The 9,535-nt window shown below is 73.9% G+C and carries 10 protein-coding genes and 2 pseudogenes; 4 read left to right on the plus strand and 8 right to left on the minus strand.

The features are described 5' to 3' along the window. Nucleotides 1-29: 29 nt before the first annotated feature. From AB0O36_RS32920 to AB0O36_RS32945, 6 genes and pseudogenes are all read right to left on the minus strand, one after another. Nucleotides 30-956, minus strand: coding sequence for a hypothetical protein (locus AB0O36_RS32920; protein ID WP_365116642.1), 927 nt, complete (start codon nt 954-956; stop codon nt 30-32). Next, nucleotides 953-2,050 carry a hypothetical protein gene (locus tag AB0O36_RS32925; RefSeq protein WP_365116644.1) on the minus strand — a complete coding sequence of 366 codons (1,098 nt, stop codon included), beginning with the start codon at nt 2,048-2,050 and terminating at the stop codon, nt 953-955. Before AB0O36_RS32925 ends, AB0O36_RS32920 begins: the two co-directional genes overlap by 4 nt. Beyond that, nucleotides 2,047-3,123 carry a hypothetical protein gene (locus tag AB0O36_RS32930; RefSeq protein ID WP_365116645.1) on the minus strand — a complete coding sequence of 359 codons (1,077 nt, stop codon included), beginning with the start codon at nt 3,121-3,123 and terminating at the stop codon, nt 2,047-2,049. Before AB0O36_RS32930 ends, AB0O36_RS32925 begins: the two co-directional genes overlap by 4 nt. Next, a complete protein-coding gene (locus AB0O36_RS32935) occupies nt 3,120-3,854 on the minus strand; it encodes a cupin domain-containing protein (RefSeq protein WP_365116648.1) in 735 nt (244 codons plus the stop codon). The genes AB0O36_RS32930 and AB0O36_RS32935 overlap by 4 nt, the downstream gene beginning before the upstream one ends. 166 nt (nt 3,855-4,020) lie before the next feature. Then, complete coding sequence (locus AB0O36_RS32940; RefSeq protein WP_365116650.1) at nt 4,021-4,515, minus strand: SRPBCC family protein; 495 nt, start codon at nt 4,513-4,515, stop codon at nt 4,021-4,023. A gap of 275 nt (nt 4,516-4,790) precedes the next feature. After that, nucleotides 4,791-5,171 (minus strand): annotated as a pseudogene (locus tag AB0O36_RS32945) (LysR substrate-binding domain-containing protein); the annotation flags it as partial. Between AB0O36_RS32945 and AB0O36_RS32950 the strand changes: the two are divergent. The 3 genes and pseudogenes from AB0O36_RS32950 to AB0O36_RS32960 form a co-directional block, all read left to right on the plus strand. Then, nucleotides 5,167-5,466: pseudogene (locus AB0O36_RS32950) on the plus strand (DoxX family protein); the annotation flags it as partial. The pseudogenes AB0O36_RS32945 and AB0O36_RS32950 overlap by 5 nt on opposite strands. A gap of 296 nt (nt 5,467-5,762) precedes the next feature. Continuing rightward, complete coding sequence (locus tag AB0O36_RS32955; RefSeq protein WP_365116653.1) at nt 5,763-6,245, plus strand: VTT domain-containing protein; 483 nt, start codon at nt 5,763-5,765, stop codon at nt 6,243-6,245. Nucleotides 6,246-6,272: 27 nt separating this feature from the next. Next, on the plus strand, nt 6,273-6,593 hold the full coding sequence (locus AB0O36_RS32960; protein WP_365116671.1) for a DUF2716 domain-containing protein: 321 nt from the start codon (nt 6,273-6,275) through the stop codon (nt 6,591-6,593). Here the strand turns inward: AB0O36_RS32960 and AB0O36_RS32965 are convergent. Continuing rightward, the gene (locus AB0O36_RS32965) at nt 6,583-7,407 is read right to left on the minus strand and encodes an ATP-grasp domain-containing protein (protein ID WP_365116655.1); all 825 of its coding nucleotides are present in this window, start codon (nt 7,405-7,407) and stop codon (nt 6,583-6,585) included. The two genes, AB0O36_RS32960 and AB0O36_RS32965, sit on opposite strands and share 11 nt — an antisense overlap. Beyond that, on the minus strand, nt 7,404-8,126 hold the full coding sequence (locus AB0O36_RS32970; RefSeq protein ID WP_365116658.1) for a VOC family protein: 723 nt from the start codon (nt 8,124-8,126) through the stop codon (nt 7,404-7,406). The genes AB0O36_RS32965 and AB0O36_RS32970 overlap by 4 nt, the downstream gene beginning before the upstream one ends. A gap of 211 nt (nt 8,127-8,337) precedes the next feature. On the opposite strand from AB0O36_RS32970, the gene AB0O36_RS32975 reads away from it, so the two are divergent. Then, on the plus strand, nt 8,338-9,420 hold the full coding sequence (locus AB0O36_RS32975) for a LacI family DNA-binding transcriptional regulator (RefSeq protein WP_365116661.1): 1,083 nt from the start codon (nt 8,338-8,340) through the stop codon (nt 9,418-9,420). Nucleotides 9,421-9,535 lie beyond the last annotated feature (115 nt).

The raw sequence follows: 9,535 nt of genomic DNA on the forward strand, positions 1-9,535 counted from the left end.
GGGTCGGTGGAAGGGGTGACGGGGGCCGGTCACGCGGTGGGCCAGGTCATGAAGCCGGCGGTGCGCAGGCCGCTCAGCTCGCCCCACACGGAGTCGCGGGGCGGCCGCGGCCCCCGGGTCAGGCGCAGCACCGTCCGTACGAGCCTGGCCGGCGGGACCGCGGCCACCTCGGCGAACCGGCCCCGGGCCAGCCATGCCGCCTCGCGCGGCCGCAGCGCGGCCGGCCAGTGGGCGCCCGCCGCCGGGGCGGGGGCAGGGCCGCGCCCGGTGGGCAGCCGCAGGGCGGAGACGTGCCGCGGTACGAGGCCCAGGGAGCTGACCCGCACCCCGGCCGCGGGGCCGAGCGCGGCCCGTACCCGGGCGGGGAGCAGCACGCCTTCGGGGCTCGCGTCGTGCAGGACGTGCACCGTGGCGCCCTCCGCCCGCTCCAGGGCCGCGACGAGGCGCGGATCCAGCGGCAGCCCGTCGGCCGCCGTGAGGATCGGGCAGGCCGCCTCCAGGTGGACGTGGTTGGCGAGCAGCATCGCGGCGATCGAGCGGTCCTGGCACAGCAGCAGCCGGGGCAGCCCGTAGTCGTACAGGTCGGGCTCGGACGGCCGGGATCCGGCCCCCTCCGCCGGAGGGGCCGCCGCCGGCAGCAGACCCGGTACGGTCGCCCGCCCGCGCGCGTCGAGGGCACGGGTGAAGGAGGGCAGCCGCAGCACGGGCGCCGGGGTGCCGGGGACGCGGCGCAGGAGCCGGGGGGCCGGGCTGAGGACCCGGCAGGTCTCGTAGTAGAGCTGACGCTCGGTGAACCGGAGCCCGCCCGGGGCGGCCGCGCGGGCGGCGGCCCTTCCGATCGCCAGGTCCAGGAGCCGGTCCCCGAAGCCGGGCGCGCCGGGGCGTGCGGCGGACGCGGAGCCGGGCAGGCCCGTACCCGCGCCCCCCTCCGTACGCGGGGTCGTGCTCGTGCTCATGCGGTGGGCGTACCTTTCGTCGCGGGGGCGTCCGGCCAGGTCAGGAAGGAGTGCTCGGGCGCGGGGCCGGACGGGGAGGGGGCGGCGGCCACCGCCCGTGCCACCGCCTTCTTGACGGCGGTGAGGAGCAGCGCCGGGGGAACGGCCGCGACCGGGCTCCAGAACCCCGCGGCCAGCCAGGCGGCGTCCTCCTCGGACAGGCCCGCGACCGCCCGCAGCGCGCCCGCGTCCACGGCCGGGGCCGGTGAGAAGCAGTGGACGGCGCCGCGCCGGCTCCGGACCGCGGCCACCGGCAGTCCGGCGTCCACCACGGTCCTGTCCGGATGGGCGATGCGCAGGAGCGGCGCCAGCAGCGCCCCCATGGCACTCGCGTCGTGGACCACGACGACCGGGAGGTCGCCCGGGAGGTCGCCGGGGAATTCGACGAGGTCTTCGTGAACGTGGTCCGGGGCGGCCTCCAGCAGTACGGCCCGCAGCCGCCCGGGCACGCCGTTCGCCTCCAGGAAGGCCGCGACGGCGTGGTCGGTGCACAGGATCACGGCCCTGGGCCGGTGCGGCCGCTTCGCGGTGCGTCCGCGGGTGGGGCCCGCGTCGTCCACGACACCCGGCGGCAGCCCGCCGTACGTCGTGCTCCACGCGCCGGTCATCAGCCGTCGGAAGTCGTACTCGGGAGGGCTGATGTACGAGCCCCCGGGGCGGGCCCGCTCGTACGGGACCAGCTTGGGCACCACGAGGACCAGGAGGGCGCCGACCCCGCACCAGAAGGCCGGGGCGCCGCCGGTGCGGGCCGCGAGGGCGATCAGCCCGGCGCAGGCCGCCAGTGCCAGGGGCCAGCTGATGCCGCGGTGGATCCCCCGCGCCTTCCGCGCGGGCCAGGACGAGCTCTGCGTACGCGAGCGGTACCAGAGCTGGGTGACCGTCACCTTGAGCCGGCCGTCGTCGGTCAGGGCCTTCGCGCAGCGGCGGATCCGCAGGTCGTGCATGCCGGTGCCGTGCAGCCGCGGGTCCAGGGCGAAGCCGTGGGTGCAGTGCGGGCACACCCGGCCGGTGCGCTCCTTGTACTTCAGGTCCGTCGAGCAGTGGGGGCAGATCACCGTTCACCCGCCGGAGCCGAGCCGTCTCCGGGAGTCCCGGGCCAGGTCAGGAAGCCGACCTCCGCGGCCTGGCGCCGCTCGGCGTCGCCCCTGCGGCCGGCCTCTTCGGCGAGCCGGTCGACCACGGCGAGCAGCTTGGCCGGGGGGACGCCGACGAGCGGGAACCGCCAGCCCCGCGCCAGCCACTTCAGCTCCTCCGGGGTGAACTTGCCGAGGGCGGTGAGCTGTTGCATCTCCTCGGACGCGGGTTTGTGCAGGGAATCGCGGTACGCCACCGCCTTCGGCTGGGCCCGGACGGTACGCAGTGAGAGCCCCGCGTCGACCACCGGGCGGCCGGGGAGTTTGGCGCGGAGGTGCTCCACCATCAGCTCGCCGCGCGCGTCGGCGTCATGGAGCACCAGGACCGGGCCGCGCGGCGGCAGCGCGGAGAGGAGGGACGGCCGGACGTTCTCGGGGCCCTGCACCATGGCGATGCCGTGGCGTTCGGGCAGCCCGTCGGCGGTGAGGAAGGCGGCGATGGAGGGGTCGGGGCAGACCAGCACGGCGTTCGGCGGCGGGGCGTCGGCCGGCCGCCGGGGCCAGGGATCGCCGATGTCGTCGACCATGCCGGGCGGCAGGGTTCCGTACACCCTCGTCCACGGGACGAGCGCCGAGTCGCGGAAGACCGAGCGGGGCAGGGGCGGGATGCCCCGGCCGACTCCCATCTCGTGGGCGATCAGGTTGCCGAGTCCGATGGCCAGCAGGACTGCGGAGACGTACCACAGGAACGTCAGCCCGCCGAATCCGGCCACGAGGGCGGCGATCACGGCGAAGACGATGGCGCCGCCCGCGCAGCCGGGGTCGAAGTCGCCGTCCCTGATCCGCTTGCGTGACAGCGCGTACCACAGCTGGCCCGGGGTGACATGGATCCGTCCGCCGTCCGTCAGCCCTGTGGCGATCCGGAGCACCCGGAGGTCGTTGAGGCGCAGCGTGTTGGTCTTCGGGTCCAGTGCGTAGGCGCGCTTGCAGTGGCTGCAGATGTTGCCGGTGCGTTCCTTGCGGAGCAGGTTGCGTTCACAGTGCGGGCAGATCACCGGGGCACCTCCAGTGCGGCGGCCACCCGGCGCAGCCGTGCGGCCAGGCGTTCGCGGACACTGGTGCCCGGTATGCCGTCGACCCGCTGGGCGAGCTCGATGTCGCGCAGCGCGGCGGCCAGGACCCGGTAGTCGGTGGCGGTGTCGAGCGCCGTCGCGGCCGGGCCCGCCGCGGGGCCGGACCGCACGGCACCCGCGGAGGCCCGGTGCTCGGCTTCCGCCGCGGTGATCGCGTAGTCCTCGTGGTCGATCCCGTACCCCGTGTTGGCGGCGAGGATGGTCAGCGGGGCGTCACCGCGGTTCGCGAAGGAGTGGGGCATCATCTCCGGGATGCGGATCAGCATGCCGGGTGCGAGCGGCACCTGGGTGACGCGGCCGCGGTCGGCGTCGTGGAGTCCGCACGCGGCGTGGCCCAGGCTGAGGACGAAGTGCTCGCCCCCGTGCGCGTGCGGGGTGAAGGCGCTGCGCGGGCCCACGACCCCCAGTTTCACGGTGGCGTTGGAGGGCCGCTCGGGCGAGGTCGCCGCGTCGCCCACGAGGTAGTGCGCGAACTGCCCGTCGTCGATGAAGCGCAGGAACTCCCGCTCGGGGCCGAGCTCCCGCGAGCCGTCGCGGTCGGAGAGCACGATGCCGCCGTCCGGCCTGAGGTGGTACAGCTCCACCCCGCCCGGCAGGTCGTTCCCGTCCGTCTCGCGCGGCCCGCGTATGCGGTCGTACGGTCGTGCAGCCATCACGCCTCCCCCGACGCCCGCGGTACGCTCCACGCGCCCGGCACGCGCATGGTACGGCCGGAATGATAAACAGTGGGCGAACTGGGAAGATACCCGGTGCAACGGAGGCGTGGCCGCCGGGGGGCTCAGGGCCTGCCGGCTGCGCGGTGAGGGTTTCCCGGCTCCGTCACGTTCGGGGCGAAGACGTTCCGGCCGCTCCGGACGTCGGGCTGCCCGGGCCGCGCGTGGCGTGCTCGCGCACCGCGATCCGGGCCAGCTTCGTGAGCATCATGCCGTTGCGGACTGCGACGACGTAGTCCACCGGGAGGCCGTGCATCCGCGTGCCGGGGCCCCGGAGGGGGTGCCAATCGAGGGTGAAGAGGGTGTGCTCGCCCCACGGGATCAGCTGCATGGCGATGCGAGCCGCGCCGAAGGGTCCTGCCTTCGCTTCCAGTTGCAGCCGGTGCAGTGGCTCGGAGATGCGGACGACGCAGGTGTCGTCGAGGGTGAGGGGGCCGGCGCCGACGCGGACCTTCAGGCGTGCGCCGACGTCCGGCCAGTGCGGGTCCACGGCGAGGACCTGCTGGGTTCCCGTCACCCACTCCCCGTAGCGGTGGCCGTCGGACAGCAGGTCCCAGACCTCGGACGGCGAGCTGAGGATCAGACGGCGGTTCCGGGCCATGGTCACGCTCCTGGAGGAAGGGCGGCGTGGAGTCACCCCCGGTCACGGTGTCACCGGGTCGAGGGTCTCCGGCACGGCAGGCGCTCGGCACCCGTCAAGCGCGGCGCCGGGAACCCGGCCGCTCCTCGGCTCGACGGGCGGACCCGGCTCACCGGGGCACCTCCACACCGTCCCGTGGCTTGGCTTCCAGCGTCATGCCGGACGCGGGCTCTGCACAGCCCGAGGAGTCCGGACGGGTGACCCGCCCGCCCCGCGCACCGCCCGAGTCGTCCGCCGCTCAGCTCGGCCAGCCGCAGCCCGTCGCGGCCGGCCAGCGGATCGTCGGCGCGCAGGACCACGCCGACCGGATCGCTCCTCAGTGCACGCACCGTCAGGGCGGTCTCGTCGAACGGGGCCCGGGTCAGGGCGACGTCGACCGTTCCGGCGCGCAGCCCGCAGGTCGGGTCGGTCAGATCGGTGTCGCGGATGCGGATGTCGATGCCGGGGCGGCTTCGGCGGTAGGCGGCGGCCAGCCTGGCCACTCCCGGGTCGGTGCCGTCGCCCAGGATGCCGATGGTGAGGGTCGCGACGCCGGCCGCCGCGCTCACCCGTGCCCGGACGCGGTCGGCGTGGTCGAGGAGGGCCCGCGCCTCGTCGAGCAGCACCGCGCCCACGCTGAAGGTGGTCCGCAGCCGTGATCGACTCCGACCGATGACGGCTTGGGTCGACCGCGTGCCGTTGCCGGCTCTCAGGGCGCTGGGGGCGGTCGACATACTCGGCGCGGCCGGCCTGGTCCTGCCGCCGCTGACCGGCATCGCTCCCCGGCTGGCGCCGGCCGCGGCCATCGGCTTCGTACTCCTGCAGACCGGTGCGATCGCCGTCCACCTGACGGGCGGAGACCGCCGGATCGCACTCGACGCCGGACTCGTCGCCACCGCGGCCGTGACCATCCGGCCGGCCACCCGGCTCTGAGCGGGTACGGTCCTCGACCGGTGGGTGTGTCGTACGGCCCGGCTGCCGGATGCTCCGGCCCAGCGCCCTGTACCTGTGGACGGGCGTTCGGTTAGGCTGACCTTACTTGGCTGTGGGCGTGCGGGCTTGCAGGATCGGGTTTCCGTGCCGTAGGCCCGGGAGCCAACAGGGCGGAACAGGTAAGGGCAGGGCAAGAGTGAGAGACGGTGGCCGGGGTTGCGACGCCTGCCGGGGCGGGGCGCCCCTGCGGGTGACGGGCGTCCCGGGTCGCGGACCCGGGCTCGGGAGGGGGCGCCGTGGATGAGGTCGTGCTCACGGCGGGTGTCCTCTACCTCATCGTGCTGCTCCGCGCCGGAGGGACGTTCGCCGTCGGGTGGCTCGCCGGCGCCGGGGCCCGGCGCAGCAGGTTCGCCGGGCGGATCTCTTCGGCGAAGTTCCGGCGGGTCGAGCGGGCGATCCAGCGGTGGGGCGCGCCGGTGGTGGCCGTCTCCTTCCTGACCGTCGGTTTCCAGACCGCCGCCAATTTCCTCGCGGGCAGCATGCGCATGCCGCTGCCGCGCTACCTCCCCGCCCTGTTCCTGGGCGGAGCGGCCTGGGCGCTGATCTACGCCACCGTGGGGCTCTCCGTGCTCGATGTGCTGGGCAGGCTCTTCGCCGAGCGGACGGCCCTCGGGGTGGCCGCCTCGGCAGTCGTGCTGCTCGCGGTGTGCGGTGTGGTGGTGTACCGGCGGGGAAAGGCGGCCCTGTCCCCCGGTGACGTCGTGGCCGAGGAATCCTGAGCATGTGATCGGTAGGCTCCGCGGGTGATGCATGAGCCTGTGGTCCGGCAGGGCCTCACGGCCTGCGTACCTCCGGAAGGCAGGCTGTTCGCCCTGGACTGGCAGCACGCCTCGTTCCGCTTCTCCCCCCGTCTCGTTCGCGGCTCCGGACAGGAGCGATGGCCCCTGAGTCCGTATCCCGACGGCGACTACGTCATCCACCTCTCGGAGGACTTCCTGACCGGCAGCTTCGGTCACCCCTGGGAGGAGTCGCTGTGCCTGTTCGGGAAGGGTCTCCTCGCTGCCGTCTCGGCCGAGATCGACGACCTCCTGGGGGCTCCGAACCGCAGGTCGGGCTTCAGCCGGTGAGGGGGACGTCCTCGATGTGCCGGCAGAAGCGGCGGTCCCGCTCCGCCATCCCGGAGCGCGGGCCGGCTGAGCGCAGGACGACGTCCAGGGCCCGGTCGGGATCCGCGGCGTAGCTGTTGCTGAACCACGCCATGTTCGCCTCGACCACCGCCCACCGGTCTGCGGCGCCGTACCGGTGCGTGGTCAGGAGTCCGACGTCCACGACCACCGCGCTGGGCAGCCCACCGCCGCACGTGGCCAGGAGGTCGTTGGCGAACTCCAGGACGGCGTGTTCGTGGCGGTGCCCGTCCAGCGGTTCGGCGTCGAGGCGGCCGAAGGTGGCGTACTGGGAGCCCGTACGGACCTCGCCGTCCAGGACGTACAAGCGGAATTCCGCTGCCCAGGTCACCACGTCGCTGATCTGTACGGGGGTGTCCGAAGTCAGCTCCGGCGCCGTCGGGAGGCGGCTGCCGTCGGCGTAAACGGCGGCCGGGAAGCTCTTGTCGGTCGGCGGCTTGACGAACGCCGGCCGGGACAGGCGGCGCGCCTCGCCCATGGTCGCCATGGCGATGCGCCGGCCGGTGCAGTGGGAGGGCACCGTGGTCAGCCAGTCGTCGGCCGGCTCCAGGAGCGCGACCTCGAGGTCGTCCACGACGCGTGCCGCGAAGGCGGGGCCGCCGTAGTAGTGGCCACCACGCCTTCCCGTGGCCGTACCCCCACCGCCGTGGGCGGGAAGCACGTCCACGTCCATCCCCCGCCGACGCGCCGATGTCGAGAGCAGCTCGGACGTCGAGGAGTACTGCGGCGCCAACGCCAGGAAACCGTGCCGGTTCACCGGGGCCCCCGTACGGAGAACTCGTTGCCGTCGGGGTCGAGCATCAGTGTCTGGCCGTCGTCGGTCCCGCCGGCGTCCGTGCGCGTCGCCCCGAGGGAGACGAGGCGGTCGATCTCCGCCTCCCGGTCTGCGCCGGTGGGGACGGCCAGCTCGAAGTACAGCCTGTTCGTGCCCCTCTTCGGCGCCACCGGAGGACCGCCCCAGGTGATCTTCGTTCCGCCGTCGGGCGATTGGATCGCGGTCTCCTGGTTCTGGTCCCAGACCAGCGGCCACTGCAGCGCCCCGCTCCAGAAGTAGCCGACCTCCTGGGTGCCGTCGCAGGCCAGCGCTCCGATGAACCCGGTGTCGGCGAGGAACTTGTTGCCCGCCTCGATGACGCAGAACTCGTTGCCGTCCGGATCGGCGAGCACCACGTGCCCCTCTTCCGGGAGTTGGCCCACGTCGATGTGTGCCCCGCCGAATTCGAGCGCCCTGGCCACCGTCCGCCGCTGGTCCTCCGGGGAGGTGCTCGTCAGGTCGAAATGCGCCCGGTTCTGCCCGGTCTTCGGCTCCTGGCTCGGCAGGAAACGGATCCGGAACCCGGTGGGATCGGGGGGCAGGACCGCGACGCCGTCGTCGGAACCGTCGGCCGACGTCCAGCCCAGGACCCCGGACCAGAACCGCGCCAGGTCCGACGGCCGGGTCGTGTTGAAGCAGATCGCGAACAATTGGCTGGTCATACCCCGTGAATCTCCACTTCGCTGACGTTCCGTACGCGCCTCGTCCGGCCCGCCGGTGCAGCCTAGAGGCGGTCGTGCGGGACCGGCATCCGGGTTTTCCCCATCTGATCGCCGGCCCGGTTCTGGGAGCGCTCTCAGGGCGAGGCGTGCAGCGTCTATCCTGTTCGGCGTCGGACCGGTACGTGAAAGACGTGAAACAGGAGCGCTTGCCTTGCCCGAGCTGACCGAGGGTTCGCCCCGCCCCACGCTGGAAGCCGTCGCCGCGCGGGCCGGTGTGTCGCGGGCAACGGTCTCACGGGTGGTCAACGGTGGTGAAGGCGTACGCCGGCCCCTGGTGGACCGGGTGCGCAAGGCGGTCCAGGAGCTCGGCTACGTGCCCAATCACGCGGCCCGCTCACTGGTCACGCGACGGCACGGCGCGGTCGCCGTGATCATCGCCGAGCCGGAGTTCCGGATCTTCTCCGATCCGTTCTTCGAGAAGCAGGTGCGGGGGATCAGCCGGGAGCTGACCGCCCGGGACACCCAGTTGGTGCTGCTCTGGGTGGAGGGCACCGGCGACCACGAGCGCATCGCCCGGTATCTGGACGCGGGGCACGTGGACGGCGCGCTGGCCTTCTCCCTGCACAGCGACGACCGGCTTCCCGCACTCATCGCGCGGAGCAGGGTCCCCGTGGTGTTCGGGGGCCGTCCGGCGCTCGAACCGGGGCTGGCCGTGCCGTTCGTCGACTGTGACAACCGCGGTGGCGCCCGGGCGGCGGTGCAGCACCTGGTGTCCCTGGGGCGCCGCCGGATCGGGCACATCGCGGGCCCCCGCAACCAGACGTCCGCGCTGGACCGGATCGCCGGCTACCAGGACGTGCTGGTCGACGCCGATCCGGCGCTGCTGTGCCAGGGCGACTTCACCTCGGCGAGCGGGGCTCGCGCCATGGCCGAACTCCTGGAGCGGCGGCCGGACCTCGACGCCGTGTTCGCCGCCAACGATCTGATGGCCGCGGGTGCGCTGCGCACCCTGAGGGACCACGGGATCCGGGTGCCGGAGGACGTCGCGGTGGTCGGGTTCGACGACATGGACGCCGTGGTGCGGGACACCGTGCCGGCGCTCACCACCGTGCGCCAGGACATCGAGGGCATGGGACGGCTCATGGTCAGGCTGCTGATGCGCGTGCTGGACGTGGCGGCCCACACGGCGTCGGCGTCGGGAGCAGAGTCCGTATCGGGAGCAGCGCCGGCGCCGGGAGCAGGGGCGGCCTCGGTGATCACGCCGACCAGTCTGGTCCGGCGGGTGTCCGCCTGACCTTGTGACCGCGTGACGGCGGCGGGCGCGGGGGCTGAGGCGCCGCGCCCCCCCCCCGGCCCCGGGAGGGCAGTCGTAGGGGATGACCAAGTGCCAACAAGACCGGGGAGCCTCG

Origin of the sequence: Streptomyces sp. NPDC089799 (assembly GCF_040684755.1) — a bacterium.
Taxonomy (GTDB): domain Bacteria; phylum Actinomycetota; class Actinomycetes; order Streptomycetales; family Streptomycetaceae; genus Streptomyces.

Bases quoted from the DNA above. Each gene is read 5' to 3' on its own strand.
- AB0O36_RS32940 (WP_365116650.1), bottom strand. From the start codon at position 4,515: ATGGCCCGGAACCGCCGTCTGATCCTCAGCTCGCCGTCCGAGGTCTGG.
- AB0O36_RS32960 (WP_365116671.1), top strand. From the start codon at position 6,273: ATGCATGAGCCTGTGGTCCGGCAGGGCCTCACGGCCTGCGTACCTCCG.
- AB0O36_RS32920 (WP_365116642.1), bottom strand. From the start codon at position 956: ATGAGCACGAGCACGACCCCGCGTACGGAGGGGGGCGCGGGTACGGGC.
- AB0O36_RS32970 (WP_365116658.1), bottom strand. From the start codon at position 8,126: ATGACCAGCCAATTGTTCGCGATCTGCTTCAACACGACCCGGCCGTCG.
- AB0O36_RS32935 (WP_365116648.1), bottom strand. From the start codon at position 3,854: ATGGCTGCACGACCGTACGACCGCATACGCGGGCCGCGCGAGACGGAC.